This window comes from Kitasatospora sp. NPDC049258 (assembly GCF_040678895.1).
Taxonomy (GTDB): Bacteria; Actinomycetota; Actinomycetes; order Streptomycetales; family Streptomycetaceae; genus Kitasatospora.
The window spans coordinates 26,996-47,767 of sequence record NZ_JBFAQT010000015.1 but is presented as its reverse complement, the minus strand read 5'-3'; the positions used below and the strand labels follow the sequence as shown (position 1 = coordinate 47,767).

Annotated in this window: 18 protein-coding genes, 2 tRNA genes and 1 pseudogene; 9 read left to right on the top strand and 12 right to left on the bottom strand. The window is 73.8% G+C overall.

The window, feature by feature from the left end; all coding sequences use genetic code 11:
* Positions 1-6 precede the first annotated feature (6 nt).
* Both AB0K43_RS15405 and AB0K43_RS15400 read right to left on the bottom strand, forming a co-directional pair.
* Complete coding sequence (locus AB0K43_RS15405; protein WP_363639774.1) at positions 7-1,077, bottom strand: Gfo/Idh/MocA family oxidoreductase; 1,071 nt, start codon at positions 1,075-1,077, stop codon at positions 7-9.
* Between the two features lie 49 nt (positions 1,078-1,126).
* Entirely contained in the window at positions 1,127-2,113 is a 987-nt protein-coding gene (locus AB0K43_RS15400; RefSeq protein WP_363639772.1) for a lytic polysaccharide monooxygenase, read from the bottom strand.
* A 351-nt stretch (positions 2,114-2,464) separates the two neighbouring features.
* Here AB0K43_RS15400 and AB0K43_RS15395 point away from each other — a divergent pair, with 351 nt between their 5' ends.
* The 3 genes from AB0K43_RS15395 to AB0K43_RS15385 all read left to right on the top strand — a co-directional run bounded on the left by AB0K43_RS15395 (position 2,465) and on the right by AB0K43_RS15385 (position 5,256).
* Positions 2,465-3,244: an HAD-IIA family hydrolase gene (locus AB0K43_RS15395; protein WP_363639770.1), complete on the top strand. Its 780-nt coding sequence runs from the start codon at positions 2,465-2,467 to the stop codon at positions 3,242-3,244.
* Between the two features lie 70 nt (positions 3,245-3,314).
* Positions 3,315-4,448 carry a low temperature requirement protein A gene (locus tag AB0K43_RS15390; RefSeq protein ID WP_363639768.1) on the top strand — a complete coding sequence of 378 codons (1,134 nt, stop codon included), beginning with the start codon at positions 3,315-3,317 and terminating at the stop codon, positions 4,446-4,448.
* A gap of 94 nt (positions 4,449-4,542) precedes the next feature.
* Entirely contained in the window at positions 4,543-5,256 is a 714-nt protein-coding gene (locus AB0K43_RS15385) for a uracil-DNA glycosylase (protein WP_363639766.1), read from the top strand.
* 72 nt (positions 5,257-5,328) lie between these two features.
* On the opposite strand, the gene AB0K43_RS15380 is transcribed toward AB0K43_RS15385, so the two are convergent.
* Entirely contained in the window at positions 5,329-6,591 is a 1,263-nt protein-coding gene (locus AB0K43_RS15380) for a hypothetical protein (RefSeq protein WP_363639764.1), read from the bottom strand.
* 284 nt (positions 6,592-6,875) lie between these two features.
* On the bottom strand, positions 6,876-7,469 hold the full coding sequence (locus tag AB0K43_RS15375; protein ID WP_363639762.1) for a hypothetical protein: 594 nt from the start codon (positions 7,467-7,469) through the stop codon (positions 6,876-6,878).
* 479 nt (positions 7,470-7,948) lie between these two features.
* Between AB0K43_RS15375 and AB0K43_RS15370 the strand changes: the two genes are divergently transcribed.
* A complete protein-coding gene (locus AB0K43_RS15370) occupies positions 7,949-9,004 on the top strand; it encodes an LLM class flavin-dependent oxidoreductase (RefSeq protein ID WP_363639760.1) in 1,056 nt (351 codons plus the stop codon).
* A gap of 30 nt (positions 9,005-9,034) precedes the next feature.
* Here the strand turns inward: AB0K43_RS15370 and AB0K43_RS15365 are convergent, their stop codons facing one another.
* Positions 9,035-11,014 carry an EAL domain-containing protein gene (locus tag AB0K43_RS15365; RefSeq protein ID WP_363639758.1) on the bottom strand — a complete coding sequence of 660 codons (1,980 nt, stop codon included), beginning with the start codon at positions 11,012-11,014 and terminating at the stop codon, positions 9,035-9,037.
* A 288-nt stretch (positions 11,015-11,302) separates the two neighbouring features.
* Positions 11,303-11,728, bottom strand: a complete 426-nt coding sequence (locus AB0K43_RS15360) for an OsmC family protein (RefSeq protein WP_363639756.1) — start codon at positions 11,726-11,728, stop codon at positions 11,303-11,305.
* A gap of 305 nt (positions 11,729-12,033) precedes the next feature.
* Between AB0K43_RS15360 and AB0K43_RS15355 the strand changes: the two genes are divergently transcribed.
* Both AB0K43_RS15355 and lepB read left to right on the top strand, forming a co-directional pair.
* Complete coding sequence (locus AB0K43_RS15355) at positions 12,034-12,381, top strand: chorismate mutase (RefSeq protein ID WP_363639754.1); 348 nt, start codon at positions 12,034-12,036, stop codon at positions 12,379-12,381.
* A 132-nt stretch (positions 12,382-12,513) separates the two neighbouring features.
* Positions 12,514-13,206 (top strand): signal peptidase I, encoded by a 693-nt coding sequence (lepB, locus tag AB0K43_RS15350; protein ID WP_363639752.1) that lies wholly within the window; start codon positions 12,514-12,516, stop codon positions 13,204-13,206.
* On the opposite strand, the gene AB0K43_RS15345 is transcribed toward lepB, so the two are convergent.
* A complete protein-coding gene (locus tag AB0K43_RS15345) occupies positions 13,173-14,255 on the bottom strand; it encodes an EamA family transporter (RefSeq protein ID WP_363639960.1) in 1,083 nt (360 codons plus the stop codon). The two genes, lepB and AB0K43_RS15345, sit on opposite strands and share 34 nt — an antisense overlap.
* 120 nt (positions 14,256-14,375) lie before the next feature.
* Positions 14,376-16,649, bottom strand: coding sequence for a transglycosylase domain-containing protein (locus AB0K43_RS15340; protein WP_363639750.1), 2,274 nt, complete (start codon positions 16,647-16,649; stop codon positions 14,376-14,378).
* A gap of 204 nt (positions 16,650-16,853) precedes the next feature.
* Here AB0K43_RS15340 and AB0K43_RS15335 point away from each other — a divergent pair, with 204 nt between their 5' ends.
* Positions 16,854-17,672 (top strand): hypothetical protein, encoded by an 819-nt coding sequence (locus AB0K43_RS15335; RefSeq protein WP_363639748.1) that lies wholly within the window; start codon positions 16,854-16,856, stop codon positions 17,670-17,672.
* A gap of 45 nt (positions 17,673-17,717) precedes the next feature.
* Here the strand turns inward: AB0K43_RS15335 and AB0K43_RS15330 are convergent.
* Positions 17,718-17,791 (bottom strand) — tRNA-Lys (locus AB0K43_RS15330).
* 116 nt (positions 17,792-17,907) lie between these two features.
* Between AB0K43_RS15330 and AB0K43_RS15325 the strand changes: the two genes are divergently transcribed.
* The gene (locus AB0K43_RS15325; protein ID WP_363639746.1) at positions 17,908-18,735 is read left to right on the top strand and encodes an alpha/beta hydrolase; all 828 of its coding nucleotides are present in this window, start codon (positions 17,908-17,910) and stop codon (positions 18,733-18,735) included.
* 106 nt (positions 18,736-18,841) lie between these two features.
* On the opposite strand, the gene AB0K43_RS15320 is transcribed toward AB0K43_RS15325, so the two are convergent.
* From AB0K43_RS15320 to AB0K43_RS15310, 3 genes and pseudogenes are all read right to left on the bottom strand, one after another.
* Entirely contained in the window at positions 18,842-19,093 is a 252-nt protein-coding gene (locus AB0K43_RS15320; protein ID WP_363639744.1) for a hypothetical protein, read from the bottom strand.
* A gap of 31 nt (positions 19,094-19,124) precedes the next feature.
* A pseudogene (locus tag AB0K43_RS15315) lies at positions 19,125-19,349 on the bottom strand (MetQ/NlpA family ABC transporter substrate-binding protein); the annotation flags it as partial.
* 90 nt (positions 19,350-19,439) lie between these two features.
* A tRNA-Lys gene (locus AB0K43_RS15310) sits at positions 19,440-19,513 on the bottom strand.
* 184 nt (positions 19,514-19,697) lie between these two features.
* Here AB0K43_RS15310 and AB0K43_RS15305 point away from each other — a divergent pair.
* On the top strand, positions 19,698-20,750 hold the full coding sequence (locus tag AB0K43_RS15305; RefSeq protein ID WP_363639742.1) for an NlpC/P60 family protein: 1,053 nt from the start codon (positions 19,698-19,700) through the stop codon (positions 20,748-20,750).
* The last annotated feature ends 22 nt before the right edge of the window (positions 20,751-20,772 follow it).

The following is a 20,772-nucleotide window of genomic DNA, read 5'->3' as shown; positions in this document are numbered from 1 at the left end:
CGGGCCTCAGCCGACCGGGACCACCGAGCGGGTGGTGTCGGAGGTGCGGGCGGCCTCCAGGACGGCCAGGGTGGCGACCGCGTCGCGCGGGTCGACCGGCGGCGGGGCGCCGGTGGCGAGCGAGGCGGCGATGCCGGCGTAGTAGGCGGGGTAGTCGCCGGGGTCGGTGGGGACGGGGGCGGACTCCTCGTCGGTGCCCAGGGTGCCGTACCCGGCCGGGTCCTCGGCGCCCCAGGGGAGGCCGTCGCCGGGGCGGCGGCCGGCGCGCAGGTCGGCCTCCTGCGGGTCCATGCCGGACTTCACATAGCCGGCCGAGTCGCCGAGCACCCGCAGCCGGGGGCCGCCGAGCGCGGCGACGGCGCTGGTCCACAGGTGGGAGCGGACGCCGCCGGCGTGGGTCAGGGCGAGGAAGGCGTCGTCGTCGACCACCGCGCCGTCCCGGCGGGTGTCGATCTCGGCGTAGACGGTCTCGACCGGGCCGAACAGGGTGATCGCCTGGTCGACCAGGTGGCTGCCCAGGTCGTAGAGGGTGCCGCCGACCTCGGCCGGGTCGGCCAGCTCGCGCCAGCCGGCCTTGGGCTTCGGCCGGAACCGCTCGAACCGGGACTCGAAGCGGTGCACCCGGCCGAGCGCGCCCTGCTCGACCAGCCGGCGGGCGGTGCGGAAGTCGCCGTCCCAGCGGCGGTTCTGGAAGACCGAGAGCAGGAGGCCGGCCTGCTCGGCCAGCTCGCACAGCTCCCGGGCCTCGGCCGCGGTGGCGGCGAGCGGCTTGTCGACCACGGTGGCCAGCCCGGCGGCGAGGGCGGCCCGGGCGAGCGGCACATGGGTGCGGTTGGGGGAGGCGATCACCACCAGGTCGAGGGTGCCCGCCTCCCCGAGCAGCTGCTCGGGGGTGTCGAGCGCGCGGGCGCCGGGGTGTTCCCGGTGCAGCTGGGCGCGGCGGTCGGGGTTGGCGGTGACCACCGCGTCCAGCCGCAGTCCGGGGGTGGTGGCGATCAGCGGGGCGTGGAAGGCGGAACCGGCCAGGCCGTAGCCGATCAGGCCGACGCGGAACGGGGAGCGGGGCGAGCTGGTCATGCCCCCACTCAATCACGCCCCGGCACCACGCCCCGGCCGTGACGCCCGGTCAGCGGGCGTGCGAGCCCGGCCGGCGCCGGCGGCGGTTGATCACCACCACGGCGGCGCCGGCCAGCAGGAAGGCACCGCCGACGGAGCCGAGCAGGCCGGTGGCGCGGCTGCTGCCGGTCTGGGCGAGCTCGCCGCCCTCGGTCCGCACGGGGCTGCCCTGGGTGGTCGCGGCGGCCGGTGCGGCCGGTGCGGGCGGCTCGGCCGAGGTGACCGCCGCGCCCGCCGGGACGGCTGGGGCAGGGGCCGAGGCGGCGGGCGCCGGCACGGAAGGGGACGGGGCCGGCTCGTGGGAGTGGGTGGCGCCGCTGCCCGGGCTCGGGGTGGCGGCCGAGCCGGCGGGCGCCCCCGAGCCGTCGAAGACCACGTCCGAGCAGGAGTAGAAGGCCTCGGGGCTGTCCGAGCGCTGCCAGATCGCGTACACCAGCTGACGGCCCGTCCGGCCAGCCGGGATCCGGCCCGGCAGCACGTACTGCCCGTTCGACACGGTCGGGTCGGTGACGGTCAGGAAGGGCGTGGGCTCCAGGTCGGACCAGCCGAGCGGCTTGGCCGGGTCGTAGTGGTCGTCGGTGAGGAACAGCTGGAAGGTGCCGCGGTGCTGCGCCGTGACGTGGTAGCGGAAGGTGAACTCGGCGCCGGCGGTGAGGTTGGTGGCCGGCCAGTCCGCGCGGGGCAGGTCCAGGCCGGTGAACTCCGGGTCGCCCGCGCTGCACAGCTTGCCGTCCGGGATCAGCTGGCGGTGCCGGCCGCCGGCGTCGCCGATCCGGACGGCGTTCCAGTCGTACAGCGCCTGGGTGCCGCCGAGCGTGACGGCGGCCTTGCAGGCGGCGGACTTCGGGTGCTCGGGGCCCTCCAGGTAGCAGCCCTCGACCCGGCTGACCGGATTCTGCATCGAGCCGTGCGCCGAGGCGGTGCCCGAGCCGAGGGTGCCGGCGAGGGCGCAGCCGGCGAGGGCCACGGCGGTGGCGGTGAGGCGGCGGACGGACATGGCGGTGCTCCTTCGGGTGGCCCGTCCCGGCCCGGTGCGGGGAGCGGCCAGGGAGACGGTCGGGATGAGGGTGGGCGCAGGGAGTGGGGGTGCCCGGCAACGAAGCTAGCCGGGCCCGGAGGGGGAGATGACGGCTGCTCAGCGGTGTTATGGGCGGCTTAAGGCAGCCTTGAGGGGGGCGTTCACCTCCCCGCCGTCGTCCGGTGGGCGGGCGGGACTGCCGTCGGGCAGGCGTGCGGATTAGGGTGGTGCCGTTGGGGCAGCCAGCAGTGACCCGGCCGACCGGCGCGCAGGCCGGGGAGCGGGGTGCAGTTTCCGTACGACCACCGCACGAGTTCTGGAGACACGCACGTGGCAGACCGCAAGCCCATCGAGTCCTGGCTGACCGACATGGACGGGGTCCTCATCCACGAGGGCACGCCGATCCCCGGCGCGCAGGAGTTCCTCCGCCGGCTGCGGGAGTCCGGCAAGCCCTTCCTGGTGCTGACCAACAACTCGATCTACACGCCCCGCGACCTCAGCGCCCGGCTGGCCGGGATGGGCCTGGAGGTGCCGGAGGAGTGCATCTGGACCTCCGCGCTGGCCACCGCCAAGTTCCTCAAGGGGCAGCGCCCGGGCGGCACCGCGTACGTGATCGGCGAGGCCGGTCTGACCACCGCGCTCTACCAGGCCGGGTACGTGCTCACCGACAACAACCCGGACTACGTGGTGCTGGGCGAGACCCGCACCTACAGCTTCGAGGCGCTGACCAAGGCGATCCGCCTGATCAACGCCGGCGCCAGGTTCATCTGCACCAACCCGGACGAGACCGGCCCGTCCACCGAAGGCGTGCTGCCGGCCACCGGCTCGGTCGCGGCGCTGATCACCAAGGCGACCGGGGTCGACCCGTACTTCGTCGGCAAGCCCAACCCGCTGATGATGCGCGAGGCGCTGAACACCGCGGGCGCCCACTCGGAGAGCGCCGTGATGATCGGCGACCGGATGGACACCGACATCGTGGCCGGCATGGAGGCCGGTATGGAGACCATCCTGGTGCTCACCGGTCTGACGGCGGAGACCGACGTGGAGCGGTTCCCGTACCGCCCGACCCGGGTGGTCACGTCGATCGCGGATCTGATCGACCAGATCTGAGGACCGTCGACGAAGCCCTGCCGCCCCGCCCGGGGCGGCAGGGCTTCGTCCGTACGAGGGGGGATCATTCGTGGGCGAGCAACCGGTGGGGACCGGGGAGAAGCGCGTCACCTGGGCGGAGCTCTACTTCGACCTGGTGTTCGTGTTCGCCGTCACCCAGGTGTCGCAGCTGCTGCACCACCACCACGACCTGGCGGGTACGGGCGAGGCACTGATCGCCTTCGTCCCGGTCTACTGGTGCTGGGTGGGCACGACGGTCCAGGCGAACATCCGGGACGTGGACACCCCGCGCGGGCGGCTCGGCATCTTCACGGTCGGCCTGGCCGGCCTGTTCATGGCGCTGGCCCTGCCCGGGGCGTACGGCTCCCGGGGCCTGCTGTTCGGTGCGGCGTACTGGGCCGCGCGCCTGGTGCTGCTCGCCCTGGTGGCCGGGATCCGCGGCGTCTGGCGGGGCCCGTACGGGGTCGGCGCCCTGGTGAGCGGGCCGCTGCTGGTGGCGGGCGGGCTGCTGGAGGGCGGGCCGCGGGTGGCGCTCTGGGCGCTGGCGGCCTGCTGCGACCTGGCCGCCCCGCTGGTGTTCCGCGGCCGGCTGGCGAAGGTGCGGTACGACCCGGCGCACCTGCCCGAGCGGTTCGGGCTCTTCCTGCTGGTCGCGCTCGGCGAGTCGATCGTCGGGATCGGCGGCCCGGTCGCGCAGTCCCGGCTGCACGCGGCCCAGCTGGTCTCGGTCGCGCTGGCCTTCGTCATCTCCTGCGCGCTGTGGTGGCTCTACTTCGGGTACGCGGCGGACGCCATGCGGTTCGCCCTGGAGGTCAGCGAGTCCCGGCGGGACCTGATCCGCTGGGTCTTCTCCTACGGCCACCTGGCGCTGATCGCCGGGGTGGTCGCGGTCGCGGTCGGCTTCGGCGAGACGGTGGCCGAGCCGGGCGCCGCGCTGGGCGCCGGCGCGCTCGGGCTGCTGTACGGGGGGTGCGCCCTGTACCTGCTGAGCTTCAGCTACACCCGGAAGATGATGTTCGGGGTGATCTCGCCGACCCGGCTGGCGGCCGCGGTGCTGCTGCTGGCCGTGCTGCCGCTGCTGGTCCGGCTGCCCGCCCTGGCGGCGCTCGGGGTGCTGGCGGTCGCGCTGGTCGGGCTGAACGGCTGGGAGTACCTGCGGGTACGGCGGGCGGCGGCCGGGGAGCCGGTGCGCAGCGCCGCGTAGTGTCGGTGCCGCTGTGTAGCGTTCGGTGTGTCGAAGGAAGTCGTGCGTCCGGGGCGGGCCGCTGGTCCGCGCCCGGCGGTGGGAGGTTGATGTCGTGACGGATGTTGCCGAGGTGGCCGTGGGTGCCGGTCTGGACGTGCCGGAGTCCTGGCGCGAGGCGCTGGCGGGCGAGCTGGACAAGCCGTACTTCGCCGAGCTGGCGGCCTTCGTCGCCGCGCAGCGGGCCGAGCACGAGGTCTTCCCGCCGAGCGGCCAGGAGTTCTCGGCCCTGGAGGCCACTCCGTACGACCAGGTCCGGGTGCTGGTGCTCGGCCAGGACCCGTACCACGACAACGGCCAGGCGCACGGGATGAGCTTCTCGGTGCTGCCCGGGGTCAAGACCCCGCCCTCGCTGCGGAACATGTTCAAGGAGCTGGACGCCGACCTGGGCGTCCCGGCCCCCGACAACGGCTACCTGATGCCCTGGGCCGAGCAGGGCGTGCTGCTGCTCAACGCGGTGCTCACGGTGCGCGCGCACGAGCCCAACTCGCACAAGGCCAAGGGCTGGGAGAAGTTCACCGACGCGGTGATCAAGGCGGTCAGCGCGCGTGAGGAGCCGGTGGTCTTCGTGCTCTGGGGCAACTACGCGAAGAAGAAGCTGCCGCTGATCGACACCGAGCGGCACGTGGTGGTGCAGGGGGCGCACCCCTCGCCGCTGTCGGCCAAGCTGTTCTTCGGCAGCCGACCGTTCTCGCAGATCAACCAGGCGCTGGAGCAGTTCGGCACCGAGCCGATCGACTGGCGGGTGCCGGACCTCAAGGCGAAGTAGGGCACACAGCCATCCGCGCCGGAGCGGAGTGTGGGCTGCCCACACTCCGCTCCGGCGCGGGCCGGCCCGCGGTCAGCCGGCGGCGCCCAGGAAGCCGGCCCAGCCCCCGGCCGGCGCCTGCCCGACGCCGAGCGTGCGGAGCTTGCGCAGGGCGGACTGGTCCTGCACTTCCAGCCACTCCACCAGCTGCCGGAACGAGACCAGCCGGACGTCCGGCTTGCCCGCGATCGTCTTGATGGTCTCCTCGACGGCGTCCATGTAGATGCCGCCGTTCCACTGCTCGAAGTGGTTGCCGATGAACAGCGGGGCCCGGTTGGTGGTGTAGGCCCGCTCGAAGCCCGCCAGGTAGCTGTCGCGGGCCTGGGTGCGCCAGTCGTTGTACTTGGCCGGGTCGCCCTTGGTGGAGCCGCCGGACTGGTTGGCGAGGATGTTGTAGTCCATCGAGAGCACCTGGAAGTTGTGCCCGGGGAAGGGCATGCCCTGTAGCGGGAAGTCCCAGATCTTGCCGTCCTGGACCTTCTGCGGCCAGATCTGCAGGCCGCCCGGCGAGCTGGCGTCGTACTTCCAGCCGAGCTTGGCGGCGGTCGGCAGCAGCGACTTCTGCCCCTCCAGACAGGGCGTGCGGCCCCCGATGAGCTCCTTGCGGTAGTCGAAGGGCAGCGGTTCCACGTCGGTGAAGCCGGTGTTGGTCCGCCACTGGGTGACGAAGGAGACCGCCTGCGCGATCTCGCTCTCCCAGTCCTCCGGGGTCCACTTGTTGACGCCGTTGCCGTCCGCGCGGGTCGAGCAGAAGTGGCCGTTGAAGTGGGTGCCGATCTCGTGGCCCGCCGACCAGGCCTCGCTGATCAGCTTGACGGTGTTCTTGACGGCGTTGGCGGACAGGTACGGGATGTCGGAGGCGCCGGCCGGGTGCTTGGGCGGCTGGTAGAGACCGGACTTCTCCTTCGGCAGGGTGTAGATGCCGGACAGGAAGAAGGTCATCGCGGCCTTGTGGTCCGCCGCCACCTTGAGGAAGCGGGCGAACTGCCCGTCGTCGGTGGCGCCGGCGCCGTCCCAGGAGAGCACCACGAACTGCGGGGGCTGCTCGCCCGGCTCGAGCTTCTCGGGCTTGGGCTGGTTCGGCTGCGGGCCGGTGTCCGAGGTGGAGCCGTCACCGATCAGGGTGCCCTTCGGGGACTGCTTGGCGGTGGCCGTACCCGGTGCGGCGGACCCCTTGCTGTCCGACCCTGGGAGGGACTTCCCGCCGGATCCGCTGCTGGAACAGGCGGCGACCGCTCCGAGCGCCGCGGTCGCCGCCGTGGCGCCCAGCACTGTCCTGCGCGAGATGGTGCTCATGTGGTCTCCCCTGCCGCGATGAGTCCGACTGCCCAGCGGACCTCCGGAGAACCCACAGCTTCCCGGGAGGTCAAGTGATAGCAAAATTGGACATTTGATCTGTATTTCAGCCCACAGGATGTCACGAGCGCCTGGGAGCGGTCAGCCTCGGGGCGCTCGCCGTCAGCACACACGCGGACCACTCGGGCAGGGGTTCGGGCGCGGTCGGCTCTGTTGCGATCCTGGGACAGAACGCCGCCGCCGCAGGTCGCGGGCCGGGTCGCGAACGGAGCCGGGGGCTGAGCTCAGACCGCGACCGCGTGCCGCCGCCGCCGGGCCCAGCGGGCCACCGCGGTGCTGATGGTGGTGGCCGCCGCACAGGAGACGGCCAGGCTCAGCCAGGCGGTGTCGAACCAGTGGCTGTTCAGCCAGCCGAGACTGACGATGTAGGCCGCCCAGAGCAGCGCCGCCAGTGCGGACCAGCGCAGGAAGCCGCCGCGCTCGGGGGAGTGCCCGACGGCGAGGTCCAGCACGGTGCGGCCGGCGGGGACGAACCTGGCGATGATCACTATCGCGGCGGCGGTCCGGCTGGAGCGCCCGGCGAAGCTCTGCTGCATCCGCTCCACGCTCGCCGCCAGCTTCGGGCGGTGCGCCAGCCGGCGCTGCACCGCGGGTGCGCCGCGCCGGGCCAGATTGAGCAGCAGCAGGTCGCCGAGGAAGGAGGCGATCGCCACCCCGAGCCCGAGCAGCAGCGGCGCGCCGTCCACCTGGGAGGTCCTGAGCACCGCCAGGATCACCAGGCTGCCGCTGGGGATGAAGGGCAGGAAGGCGTCGCCCAGCACGGCACACAGCGCCAGTGCGCAGATCCATGAGGTGCCGATGAAGGCGGCGGCGTCCAAGGTCTTACTCCCTCCAGACCGCCCGGGGGAGAGCAGCTAAGGGTGCCAACGCTATCGGGTCGACATTTCATGCCATGAAGCACCCCTGGTGGCAGAACTCACAGGAGGCGCGGCGGGCTCACGCCACCCCGGACAGGCCGACCCCGGACATGGCACGAGCCCCTGGGACGGTGTGCCGCACCAGGGGCCCGCTGGGATCGAACGGCGCTGGTCCAGCCCGTCGACCTTGCACATGGGCGCGGCACCGGTGAGTGGTCCGCGCTGATCCACAAGCCTGCCCGAGGATCACGGCGCCCGCGACCCCCGGGGCCTGGCGACTTCCCGCGCTGGCGTGAAGTCGCCAAGCGTGGAGGCTCGCTGTCGGAGGGTCAGCAGCCGGGCGCCGGGGCCCGCGCGGGCCCGGGAACACCCCGCCGCCCTCGCCGGTTGTCCCCCAGCGCAAGGAGCAGGGCTTCACGGTGACCAGGAGGACGCACGGCATGACCACAGTGGAAGGCGACCCGATCCGCGGCCGCGCCCGAGGCACGGCGCCCGCGCCGCTGTCGATCCTCGACCTGGCCACCGTCGGCGTCGGATCGACCCCGAGCCAGGCCCTGGCGGCCACCACCGAGCTGGCCAGGAGCGCCGAGAGCTGGGGCTACCACCGCTTCTGGGTGGCCGAGCACCACGGCATGCCGGGCGTCGCCAGCTCCACCCCGGCCGTCCTGCTCGCCCACCTCGGGGCGCACACCAGCACCCTGCGGCTCGGCTCCGGCGGCGTGATGCTGCCCAACCACGCCCCGCTGGCCGTCGCGGAGCAGTTCGGCCTGCTGGAGGCGCTCCACCCCGGCCGGGTGGACCTGGGGCTGGGCCGCGCACCCGGCACCGACCCGGCGACCGCCCGGGCCCTGCGCCGGGGCGACGACGAGGGCGCCGAGGACTTCCCCCGGCGGCTGGCCGAGCTGACCCACTTCCTGGACGGGGACTTCCCGCCCGGGCACCCCTACGCCGGGCTGGCCGCCGTCCCCCGCAACGCCGGGCGCCCGCCCGTCTGGCTGCTCGGCTCCTCCGGCTTCAGCGCCCAGCTGGCCGGCCGGCTGGGCCTGCCGTTCGCCTTCGCGCACCACTTCAGCGCGGCCAACACGGTGCCGGCCCTCGACCTGTACCGCTCCAGCTTCCGGCCGTCCGCGGTGCTGGACGAGCCTTACGCGCTGATCGGCGTGAGCGCGGTGGCGGCCGAGGACGAGCCGCAGGCCCGCTTCCTGGCCCGCTCGGCGGGCCTGGGAATGCTCCGGCTCCGGCAGGGCCGGCCGGGGCTGATCCCGACCCCCGAGGAGGCCGCCGACCACCCGTACAGCCCGGCCGAGGCGGAGTTCCTCGACAGCTGGCTGGCCAACGTGGTGCTCGGCGCGCCCGGCCAGGTGGCGGACGGGCTGGAGGCGCTGCGCAAGCGGACCGGGGCCGACGAGCTGATGGTCACCTCGCACATCCACGGCCAGGAGCGCCGGCTGCGCTCCTACGGCCTGATCGCCGAGGCGTACGGGCTGACCGGCTGATCGCCGAGGGGTACGGGCCGGCCGACCGGGTCAGCCCGAGCGGTCGCGGCGCAGTATGGCCGCGACCAGCTCGGCCTCGCCGGGGCGGGCGAAGTACCAGCCCTGCGCGGTGTCGCAGCCGGTCAGCCGCAGCCGCTCGGCCTGCGCGGCGCTCTCGATCCCCTCGGCGGTGACGGTCAGGCCCAGGGCGTGGGCGAGCTGCACCATGGCACCGACGATCTGCTCGTCCGCCGCGTCCCGCCGGGCCTGGCGCCGCGGGTCGTCGCCCGGCTCCGGGCCGCCGGCGGGGCCGGGCCCGAGCGGCGCCGCGTCCCGGAAGCCCTCGATGAAGGTGCCGTCCAGCTTCAGCACGTGCACCGGCAGCCGGGAGAGGTAGGCCAGGTTGGAGTAGCCCGTGCCGAAGTCGTCGATGGCGATCCGCACGCCCATGTCCGCCAGCGCCTGCAGCGCCTGCAACGGCCGGCCGCCGGGGCCGAGCACCGCGCTCTCGGTGATCTCCAGCTGGAGCAGCCGGGCGGGCAGGCCGGTGGCCGCCAGCACCTCGGCGACGTCCGCCACCACGTCCGAGTCCCAGATCTGCCGGGCCGCCAGGTTGACGCTGACGAAGGTCTCGGTGTCGGGGAACTCGGCCAGCCAGCGCCGGGCCTGGCGGCACGATTCCTCCAGCACCCACTTGCCCAGCGGCACGATCGCCCCGGACTCCTCGGCGAGCGGGATGAAGCGGTCCGGCGAGAGGGTGCCGTACCGGGGGTGCTGCCAGCGCACCAGCGCCTCGGCGCCGCGCACCACGCCGTCCGACAGGCCCACCAGCGGCTGGTACTCCACGGTGAACTCGCCGCGCTCCAGGGCCGGCCGCAGGGCGGTGGCCAGCCGCTGGCGGGTCAGCTGGTGGGCGCCGCGGTCGGGGTCGTAGAGCGTCCAGCGGGCCCGGCCGTCGGCCTTGGACCAGTAGAGCGTGGAGTCCGCGTCCCGCAGCAGGTCGATCGGGGTGGTGCCGTGCACCGGCCGCTCCACCACGCCGACCGAGGCGGTCACCGTCAGCTGGTGGCCGGCCACCTCGAACGGCTGCTCCAACGCCTCGACCAGCTGGGCCGCCAGCGCGGTCAGCTGCCCGCTGCCGGAGCTGTCGGTGATCAGCAGCGCGAACTCGTCGCCCCCGAGCCGGGCCAGCAGCCGGCCGTCGCCCTGGGCGAAGCCGCTCTCCAGCCGGTCGGCGACCGCCACCAGCAGCTGGTCGCCGACGTGGTGGCCGAGCATCTCGTTGATCGCCGCGAAGCCGTCCAGGTCCACGTAGCACAGGCCCATCCGGGGCTCCCGGGGGCCGGTCGCCGGCGGGCGGGCGCCGGCCGCCTCGAAGGCTTCCTCCAGGCGCTCGAAGAACAGCGCCCGGTTCGGCAGCCTGGTCAGCGGATCGTGCAGGCTCTGGTAGGCCAGCCGGTCGCCCAGCAGCCGCTGCTCGGTGACGTCCTCCACCATGGCCAGGGTGTAGAGCGGCCGCCCGGCGCCGTCCCGGATCAGCGAGATGGTGACCTTGCCCAGCACCGTCCGCCCGTCGCGGTGCTTGAGCTGCTTCTCCACCTTCAACCGGTCGCGCTCGCCGCGCAGCAGCTCCAGGTAGAGCCGGCGGGGGGTGTCCTCGGGGTCGATGATCTGGTGGATGTGCACCCGGACCAGCTCGGACGCCTCGCGGCCGATCATGGCGGCGAAGGCCGGATTGGCCTCGATGATGTGGTCGTCCGCGTCGATCAGCGCCATCCCGATGCCGGCGTCGGCGAAGGCGGCCCGGAACCGGGACTCGCTCGCGCGCAGCGCGGACAGCAGCCGCCTGGTGCCCCCGCCGACCGGCCCGCCGCAGCTGGGGCAGGTGGCCAGGCCCGCCGACGGCTCGGCGTCGCCCGGCAGATGGGGCGGGTGGGGATCCGGGGCCGGCCGCGGCTCGCGGGCCCGGCGGCCCTCTTCCGGCCGGACGCCCAGGCTCTGCGCGTCGGCCCCCTCGTTCCGGCCCGGCACGGCACGCTCCCGTCCGCTGCTCGCACTGATCCGGTCGGCCGCCCGTACCGGGGTGGACGGCTGCCGGGCTCCGGATCGGCCGCCCGGCCCGGCCCGAGGGATCGGGGGACCACTGGACGGAGCACACCGGCGGCGAACAGGCCACTGTGGCTGATCATAGGTGGCCGGAAGAACCCGGGGCGACCGCCGGCAGGGTGATTCGCGGCTCGGTCGGCTGCGGGTACAGCACCGCCCCCGGCGCGCGCCGTAGGGGCGCGCACCGGGGGCGGGAGCGGAGCCGACGAGGAGTCAGCCGAGCTTGGCGGTCAGGGTGATGGTGGTGCCGGTCAGCGCCTGGCTCACCGGGCAGTTCTTCTTGGCGTCCTGCGCGGCGGCCTCGAAGCCCGCCTGGTCGAGCCCGGGCACCTCGCCGATGACGGTCAGGTGGATGCCGGTGATGCCCTCACCGGGCTGGAAGGTCACGTCGGCCTTGGTGTTCAGCCGGGTGGGCGGGGTGCCGGCGCCGGCCAGGCCGTGCGAGAGGGCCATCGAGAAGCACGCGGAGTGCGCGCCGGCGATGAGCTCCTCCGGGCTGGTCTTCCCGTTCGCGCTCTCGGCGCGGGAGGGCCAGGACACGGCGTACTCACCGATACCGGAGGAGTCGAACGTCACCAGGCCACTGCCCTTGAGCAGGTCGCCTTCCCAGTCGGTGTGCGCGGTACGGGTGGTTGCCACGATCAGGTGCCTCCTGTGCGGGGGGAACTGTTGGGTCGTCACGTCCGGTGCTGCGGTGCCCAGCCTACGGGGCGGGCGCACCGGCCGACGGGTGCGCGCGGACGAGCCGCCCCGCCGGGCAGGATCGGTACCCGTCCGCACCCGCGGCCGGCGTTCCGGATGGCGGGACGGCAGCCGAAAATCGCAGGTCCGTCCGGCCGCCCCTGTTAGATTGGCGGCGGCCCGAGCCCGCCCGTCCGGACCTCGGACGGGCGCCGACCGGCCACCCAGCCCGCCAGCACCGCCGCCAGCCCCGGAGCCACCCGATGACGGACCAGCCCACGAACTCCTCCACCGCTTCCTCGGAGGGGGTCGACGCGGCTGTCTGGGCCGAGCTGACCAGCCTGCGGCAGAGCATCGACAACGTCGACGCCGCCGTGGTGCACATGCTCGCCGAGCGGTTCAAGGCGACCCAGCGGGTGGGGCGGCTGAAGGCCGAGCACCGGCTGCCCGCGGCGGACCCGGCCCGGGAGCGGGAGCAGATCACCAGGCTGCGGGAGTTGGCGGCGGGTGCGCACCTGGACCCGGTGTTCGCGGAGAAGTTCCTCAACTTCATCATCGCCGAGGTGATCCGCCACCACGAGGCGATCGCCAGCGAGCCGCTGACCGGCTGAGTCCGCTCGTCGGCCGGGCCCCCTGGTCGGGCGCGGTCGCGTCGGCTCCGGATAAGAACGGGATTTCGCGGTCCGTCCCGATCGGAGTTAGCGTGCGGTGTACCCTCCCTCTCCCCGCAGGCGGCCTGATCCGTGACCCAGCCCCGTCCAGCAGTTGAACTCCAGTCCCCGGCGCCCGGCCGTCGCCGCTGGCCGTGGTGGGTGGAGATCCCCGTCATGATCACGGTCGGCCTGGTGGTCGCGTTGCTGATCAAGACCTGCCTGTTCCAGGTGTTCTCGATCCCCTCGGGGTCGATGGAGAACACCCTCCAGGTGGGCGACCGGGTGGCGGTCAACAAGCTGGCGCCGATCTTCGGCTGGGAGCCGAAGGACGGCGAACCGGTGGTCTTCCGCGATCCCGGCGGCTGGCTGCCGCCGCAGCCGCCGGCGGACAACGCGCTCTCCGGCGCGGTCGGCAGCACCCTGAGCTTCCTCGGCCTGCTGCCGCCCAAGGACGACAACTACCTGGTCAAGCGGGTGATCGCGACCGCGGGCCAGACCGTGGGGTGCAGCGGCAGCACGCTCACGGTGGACGGCCGCACGGTCGACGAGCCCTACCTGCACGCCGGGGACGACTCCTGCTCGGGGCTGGACTTCGGCCCGGTGACGGTGCCGCAGGGGCACATCTGGGTGGAGGGCGACCACCGCAGCGACTCGGCCGACTCCCGCTACCACCGGGACGGTCCCGGCGGCGGCGCGGTGCCGGTGTCGGACGTGGCCGGCCCGGCCTCGGCGGTGGTGTGGCCGCTCGGTCATCTGGACTGGTTCGGCTTCACCGGCCGCTGAGCCCCGAGGTCGACGGGCGCCTGGTCCGGGCCGGCCGGCACCGCGACGGCGGTCGTTTCCGCGACGGCGGTCGTTTCCGCGACGGCGGTCGCCTCCGCGAAGGCCGTAAGGTCCGCCGGGACGGCAGCGGGCTCGGCCGGCGGCTTGCTGGTCTGCGCCGCGAACGCACCGGCGAGCACCAGGGCGCCACCCGTCAGCTGCGGCAGCCCGAGGTGCTCGCCCAGCAGCACCCAGGCCAGCACCGTGGCCACCACGGCCTCCAGGTTGGCGACCACCCCGGCCACCGGCGGTGACAGGTGCTGCACGGAGACCACGCCGGTCAGATACGCCAGCACGGTGGCCACCAGCACCATCCAGGCGGCCGGCAGCAGGGCGGGCAACTGGTGGCCGTTCATGGTCACCTGGCCGGCCAGCAGGCTCCAGTCGGCCTCCCAGGGCCGGGTGAAGACGGTCAGCACCACGGCGCCGATCAGCAGCCCGAAGGCGCTGACGGCGATCGGGTCGATCGGCCGCTCGCCTTGGCGGCCGGCATCGGCCAGCACGAAGTAGCCGACCTGGCAGGCCGCGGCGCCGAGCGCGAACAGCACCCCCAGCGCGTCGAAGCTCAGACCGTTCCAGACCTCGACCACGCAGGCCAGGCCGCCGACGGCGACGGCGGCGCCGATCGTGGCGCCCCGGGAGATCGGCTTGCGCTGGACGAACCTCACGTACCCGAGCAGCAGCGGCGGCCCGAGGTACTCGATCAGCAGCGCGACCCCGACCGGGATCCGGGCGATCGCCGCGAAGTAGCAGGCCTGGACGCCGGCCACGGCGAGCAGCCCGAAGCCGATCAGCACCCCCGGCCGCTGCAGCACGGCCGAGCGGTGCCGCCAGGCCAGCGGCAGCAGCACCAGGGCGGCGCCGGCGACCCGGAGCCAGACCACGTGCTGGGAGGACAGACCCGCCTCGATCAGGGGTTTCGCGGCCGTGCCGGACCCGCCGAAGGCGAAGGCGGAGACGAGCGCGAGGGTCAGACCGAGCGAGCGGGCCGAGCGGCGGGGCGATGGCATGGAGCTGTGCACCCGGGCATTGTGCCAGTCGGCATACGGTCTACGTAAGGTGCAATCTCGCGTATTGGTCCTGCCGGGCCGGGCGGTCCGCCCGGCCCGGCGCGGGCCACCCGGGGCGGGCTACCCGGCCGGCACCGCCGTGCGGCCGGGCCTGCCGGTCGCCGCCGGGGTGGCGCCCTGGTCCGTCCCGGTGTCCGGGGCCGCCGAGCTCCCGCCCGGGTTCGCCGAGGTGCCCGGGGTGGCGGGCGTGCGGGACGGGTTGCGGCCCTGCCCGCCGCCGGACTGGTTGCGCTCGCCGCCCCAGGACGGCCGCTCCGAGGGGGTCGGGGCCGCCGACGGCGTACCGGACGGGGTGGCCGGCGCCGTGCTGGGGGTCGCGGTCGGGGTGCCGGCCGGCGGCCGCCGGTCGGCGACCGGGTTGGCGAAGGACCTGACCGGCTGGCCGGCCAGCGCCGCCCGCATGTAGTCGGTCCAGATCTGGGCCGGGAACCGGCCGCCCGCCGCGCTGCCGGCCCCGCCGACCCCGTTCAGCGAGACCTGGGAGCCGTCGGCCGGATCCTGGCCGAACAGGCCGACCGCCGTCACCAGCTCCGGCGTGTAGCCGACGAAGTACACCGACCTGGCGTCGTCGGTGGTGCCGGTCTTGCCCGCGGCGGGCCGGCCCAGCTCCTGCGCCCGGAAACCGGTGCCGCCGGCGTCGGAGACCACGCCCTGCAGGATCGAGGTGACCGCCCGGGCGGTCTGCTTGCTGACCGCCTGGGTGACCTTGTGCTCGGGCAGCGCCATCTGCTCCCCGCCGTGCTCCAGCGACCCCACCAGCCAGGGGGTGATCTGCTTGCCGTCGTTGTCGAGGGTGGCGTACACCCCGGCCATCTCCATCGCGCTGGGCGAGGCGACGCCGAGCGGGATCGCACCCTGGGCCTTCAGCCCGGGGGTGTCGGCGGGCAGCCCGAGCGCGATCGCGGTGTCCCGGACGGTCTCCAGGCCGGCGTCCTGGGCCAGCTGGGCGTAGACCGAGTTCACCGACCAGTCGGTGGCCTGCTGGAGGGTGATCGGGCCGTAGCCGCGCTCGCCCTCGTTCTTCGGCGCGAACGGGACGCCGTCGCCGCCCTGGACCGGGCGGCGGTTGCTGCCGTCGTAGACCGTGTCCGCGGTGATCCGCTGGCCGGACTGGGTCCGGGCGCCGCTGTCCAGCGCGGCCGCCAGGGCGATCGGCTTGAAGGTCGAGCCGACCTGGTAGTCCTGCCGGGTGGCGTTGTTGATCCAGTGCTTGGTGGCGTCGGTGCCGCCGTAGAGCGCCACCACGGCGCCGGTCTTCGGGTCCAGCGAGACCGCGCCCGCCTGGGCGGCGGCGTCCGGCTTGCGGCTGTCCGGCTTGAGGTTGTCGGTGAGCTGGCGGGTCACGGCGCCCTGCAGCTGCTGCTGGCGCTCGGCGTCGACGCTGAGCTTCACGGTGTAGCCGCCCTGTGCGAGCTGGGCGTCGGTCAGGATGCCGTGCGAGGTCAGGTAGTCGGTGGCGGCGTTCACCAGGTAGCCGGCCTGGCCGGACAGGCCCGGCGCGCTGCGCGGCTTGAGCACCTCGGGGAAGGTGATCGCGGCCCGGTCCTCGGCGGACAGCCACTTCTCCTGGACCATCCCGTCCAGCACCCAGTTCCAGCGGTTGACCGCGTTCTGCTTGCCCTGCGGGGTCGCGGTCGAGACGTCGTAGGCGCTCGGCGCGTTGAGCAGGGCCGCCAGGTAGGCGCCCTGGGCCGGGGTGAGCTGGGCGGCGTCGACGCCGAAGTACGCCTGGGCGGCCGCCTGGATGCCGTAGGCGCCGCGCCCGTAGTAGGAGGTGTTGAGGTAGCCCGCCAGCACCTCGTCCTTGCTCTGCGTCGCATCCACCTTGATCGCGATGAAGACCTCCTTCACCTTGCGGCTGACGGTCTGCTTCTGATTGAGGTAGGTGTTCTTGACGTACTGCTGGGTGATGGTGGACCCGCCCTGGGTGCCGCCTCCGGACACGGTGGCCAGCGCGGCCCGGGTCATGCCCTTGAGGTTGACCGCGCCCTCGTCGTAGAAGTTCCGGTCCTCGGCGGCCAGCGCCGCGTGCTGGGCGGCCGGGGAGACCCGGTCCAGCCCCACGTTCTGCCGGTTGGTCTGGCCGGTGCGGGTGATCAGCGAGCCGTCCTGGTACAGCCAGGTGTTGCTCTGCGCGGTCGCGGCGGCGTGCGCGTCCGGCACCTTGACCAGGGTGATGCCCAGCACGAACAGCCCGACCCCGAGCAGGGTCGAGGTGAGCAGACCGACCAGGGTCATTCGCCAGGTCGGTATCAGCCGGCGCCAGCCGGTCCGGCGGGGGCGGCGCTTGGCGCGCGGCTGACTGGGGTCGGCCTGCTGGGTTGTGCGGGGCACCGGAGGACCTCCCTGCGAGCCCCGTGACGGTCGCTCACCCGGTTGACGATATGGACCGATCCATCCTGCCTGATCAACTTCGCAGGTGTTGGTGACCTATGTCCCAATTCTCCCCACTCGGCGGAGAAATCCCTGGTAGGCCCGCTCTCCGGCGCGGGTAAGGTGCCGGAACTCACCCGTATCAGTGCACCGGGAGCACCACCCATGACCAGGCGACCGCGCATCCTGTACGTCACGGACCTCGGCTATCCGGCCAACGGCCGGCGCTACGGCGACGAGGACGTGTACCTCTCCGACCGGCTCCGCGCGGACTTCACCGTCGCGCTCTGCCACCCCCGGGAGGCTGTCGACCTGATGGACGCCTTCGACGCGGTGCTGATCCGCAACAGCGGTCCGGTGATCCACTACCAGGAGGACCACCAGGCCTTCCGCGCCGCCGCCCGGGAGCGCGGCACGCTGGTCCACAACCCGCTCACCGGGCGCGGCGACATGGCCGGCAAGCAGTATCTGCTCGACCTGACCGCCGACGGCCACCCGGTGATCCCCACCGTCCACCGCCACGAGGACCTGGACCGGCTGCCGGCCGCCGCCGAGTACGTGGTCAAGCCGGTGCTGGGCGCGGACTCGATGGGCCTGACCTTCCTGCGGCCCGAGCAGCTGGCGGCGGCCGATCTCACCGGCGCGCTGGTGCAGCCGCGGATCCCGTTCCGCTACGAGGTCTCGTTCTACTTCGTCGACCGGGTCTTCCAGTACGCCCTGTACGCCCCGGACCCGGAGCGGCGCTGGGAGCTGGAGGTCTACCGGCCGGGCGGCGAGGACCTCGCCTTCGCGCAGCACTTCGCGGACTGGAACACGCTGCCGTACGGGATCCAGCGGGTCGACGCCTGCCGCACCCCCGAGGGCGGCCTGCTCCTGGTGGAGCTGGAGGACCTCAACCCCTACCTCTCGCTCGATCTTCTCGAGCCGCGGGTGCGCGAGCGCTTCGTCGCCGCGCTGGTCGCCTCGATCGCCGCGACCTGCTGAAACGCCGGAAGGCCCCTGCTTTCGCGAGGGCCTTCCGATGGTCTGTGCGCCGCCAGGGACTCGAACCCCGGACCCGCTGATTAAGAGTCAGCTGCTCTAACCAACTGAGCTAGCGGCGCCTGTCCGACGTGGAAAACAATACACGGTTCGCGGGGATGGTCAGCACGGGCCGCCCGATTGCATCCGATTAGGGTGCCTATGTACACACTGTTGGCGCCCAGCGCGAGGAGGTCCGGTGATCCTCCGGATCGGCGGCCTGCCGTTGCACGTGCTCCGGGAGGGCGCCGGGCCGGTCTGCCTGCTGAGCAGCGGCCTCGGCGGCTGCTGGTTCGACTGGGACCCGGTGGTGCCGCTGCTGCTCCCGCACCGGACGGTGGTCCGCTTCGACCGGCCCGGGTACGGCCTCAGCGCACCGGCGGCCGGGCCGCCCTCCCTGGCGGGCGAGGCGGACCGGATCGGCCGGGTGCTGACCGCGCTGGGGCTGCCCGGCCCGTGCACGGTGGTCGGCCACTCGCTCGCGGCCTTCCACGTCGAGGCCTTCGCCCGGCTGCACCCCGGACGGACGGCCGGCCTGGTGCTGCTGGACGGGAGCGTGGAGGAGGATCCGCGCCCCCGGCCCGGGCCCGGGCCGCGCGACCTGGCGGCCCGCGCCCTGGCCGCGACGCTCACCGCGGCCGCCGTGCCCTACCTGACCGGGCCCGCGGCGCGGCGGCTGGTGGTGCGGCTGGTCTCGGTGCGCGGCCGGGACGAGGTCCCGGCGGAGCTGGTGCGCCGGTGCTACCGGCCCGGGCGGGTGCTGCGCGCCCTGCTGCGGGAGAACACCGCCTACCTGGACACCGCGGCCGAGCTGGCCAGGCTGCGCGCCCGGCTGCCGCTGCCGGACGTCCCGGTGACGGTGCTGGCCGCCGGCCGGGCGGACGGCTCCGGCTGGCTGGACCGGCAGCGGGCGCTGGCCGCCCGGCTGGACGGCGAGTTCCGGGCCGCGGTGCCGGCCGGCCATCTGCTGATGCTCGACCGGCCGGCCGAGGTGGCGGCCGCGATCCTGGCCGGGCGGTCGGGGTGACGGCGGCCGGCCGGGGGAGGGGCGGCGGCTCGGCGCCGCATCACCGGCCGGGCCGGCAGGGCGCCGGTCGGCTGGACCGAGGTGTCGAACCGCAGGTGGCCGTAGGTCATCGCCAGGCGCCCACGCCGCCGCCGACCGTGTCGGCCACCGCGGAGACGTCGATCGGCGCCACCAGCACGAAGGTGAGCCCGAGGATCAGCGGCCCCCGCGCCTCCGGCACCAGCACCGTGAGGATGATCCGCAGCGGCCCCGCCCCCATCGCCCGGGCCACCCCGAAGGTGGCCACCAGGGCCATCGGGAAGATGGCCGCCTCGGTGCCGATCAGCACCCCGGCGATCAGCAGGGTGACCAGCACCATGCAGACGGTCTGCCCGGTCGCACGGGGCGACCGCGGTGGCGCCGATCGAGGCGATGTCGGTGCGCTTGCCGGCGTCGAACCGGCTCAGGAAGGCCAGGTGCTGAAAGGCGTTCAGCTCGATGCCGCCGCCGGTCGGCGCCTTGTTGGACAGCGCGTAGTCGTCGAAGGTGACCAGTCGGACGTCGATCCCCTGGGCCTTGGCCTGCGCCTTGAGGACGTCCCGGTCCGAGCTGCTGCCCGAGATCCCGTCCCGCACTCTGGTCGCGGCGGCGGGAGGCGGTGGTGCGCATGGGGGCAAAAAGGTCCGGGCCCCTCCACCGTGGTGGAGAGGCCCGGACCCTGTCTGTGCGCCGCCAGGGACTCGAACCCCGGACCCGCTGATTAAGAGTCAGCTGCTCTAACCAACTGAGCTAGCGGCGCCTGCTGACCTGCGGAACATTACACGGGGCCGGTCGCCCCGCTCAACTCGGCGGCCCGCAGATCGGGCCGGGCGGGAGTTCGATTCGGCAGACAACCTCGGCGGCCGCCCGTGAGTATGACCGGGTGGGGCCGAAACCCCGTCCCGTCCTGACGGGATCCGTCGTTCCGGAGAAGAGTCGAGTACATGGGTAGTCACCGCAAGCAGCGTCCGCCGAGCCGGGCCAGGCTGGCCGTCCTGACCACGGCGGCCGCCGGTACGGCGGCGCTGTCCGCGGCACCGGCCGCGCAGGCCGCCCCCAAGCCGGACCTGGCCACCGTCCAGGCGCAGCTGGACCGGCTGAACGAGGAGGCGGAGGTGGCCACCGAGCACTTCGACGGCGCCGAGGCCCGGCACCAGCAGCTCCAGGGCGAGACCACCCGGCTCCAGCAGCGGCTGGCCGAGGGCCAGGAGCAGCTGAACGCGCTCGCCGAGCGGCTGGGCACGGTCGCGGCGGCCGAGTACCGGGCGGGCGGCATCGACCCGGGGATCGCGCTGATGCTGGACTCCGACCCGGCCGGCTACCTGCGGCGGGCCGCGGGGCAGGAGCAGGCCGCCGAGACCCAGGTCGGGCTGCTGAAGGACCTCCAGGAGCGTCGCCGGCGGTTCGACCAGCAGCGGGCCGAGGCCACCTCGGCGCTGGCCGAGCTGGAGCAGAGCCGTTCCGCGATGGCCGCCGAGCGCAAGACGGTCCAGACGAAGCTCGCCGAGACCAACCGCCTGATGGCCGGCCTCACGGCGGCGGAGCGGGCGACGGTGGACGCGGCGGACCAGGCGCGGGCCGGCCGTTCCTCGACCGGCCGCGACGGCGGGCCCACCGCCGAGGCGCTCGCGGCCGAGGTGCCGGCGAGCGGCCGGGCGGCCGCCGTCCTGGCGTTCGCCAAGGCCCAGCTCGGCAAGCCGTACCGGTCGGGTGGCACCGGGCCGGACGTCTTCGACTGCTCGGGGCTGGCCCTGCGGGCCTGGCAGGCGGCGGGGGTCTCGCTGCCGCGGGTCTCGCAGGACCAGTGGCGGGCCGGCCCGCACATCGCCCGGGCCGATCTGCAACCCGGTGACCTGGTGTTCTTCTACAACGACATTCACCACGTCGGAATATACGTCGGCGGCGGCATGATGATCCACGCCCCGCGCGCCGGCAAGAACGTCATGTACCTGGCCATCGACACCATGCCGTACATGGGTGCGGTGCGGCCCGGCTGACGGAACGTCGGCCGCGGGGGCG